Below are 811 nucleotides of genomic sequence, written 5' to 3' on the forward strand. Positions count from 1 at the left end.
TTTCGCCGGCCCCCCGGTTTGATCGTCGATGATCGACACGGTGGCCGTACGCCCGGCAATCATGCGGAAATCTTCCGGCACCTCATCGAAAGCGATTCGCACCGGAATCCGCTGGGCCAACCGCACCCAACTGAACGCCGGGTTGACGTTGGGCAGCAGGTTGCTGCCGCTGCTGCGGTCACGGTCTTCGATGCCGGCGACGATGCTTTCGACATGTCCGCGCAGGCGCGCACGGTCGCCGATCACGCGAATATCGACACTCTGGCCGACATGAATGCCGTCCAGTTTGGTTTCTTCGAAATAGCCGTCGATGTGGAAGGAATTACTGTCGACCACCGACAACACCGGGCGCCCGGCGCTGACGAACTCCTGAGAGCGCGGCGCCCGGTCGTTGACGTAGCCATCCACCGGGCTGCGGATCACCGAGCGGTCGAGGTTGAGCTGGGCGCTGTCCACCGTTACTTGCGCTTCCATCAATGCCACTTCGGCGCGCGCCACCCGGGACTGGCTTTCTTCCAGTTGCTCGGCCGGGACCAGATTGCCCAAGCCACGGTTACGCTTGGCCTCGCGCTGGGCCTGGGCCAAGGTTTCCTGACGGTCGGCGACCGCCGCTTTGGCTTGGCGCAGGGCCAGCTTGAAGCGGTCCTGATCGATGCTGAACAGCACTTGGCCGCGTTTCACCCACTGGTTGTCGCGCACGTCCACTTGCTGAATCAGCCCGGACACGTCCGGGGCGATCTGCACGATGTCGGCGCGAATGTGCCCGTCGCGGGTCCACGGCGCGAACATGTAATACATCACCATGCGCCAG

General features: G+C 63.7%; 1 protein-coding gene. It reads right to left on the reverse strand.

What is annotated here, in order from left to right; all coding sequences use genetic code 11:
- The coding region (locus D8U61_RS21525; RefSeq protein WP_130927645.1) for an HlyD family secretion protein at positions 1-811 on the reverse strand (811 nt) is incomplete at both ends.

Source organism: Pseudomonas sp. Sample_14 (genome assembly GCF_004307515.1).
Lineage (GTDB): Bacteria > Pseudomonadota > Gammaproteobacteria > Pseudomonadales > Pseudomonadaceae > Aquipseudomonas > Aquipseudomonas atacamensis.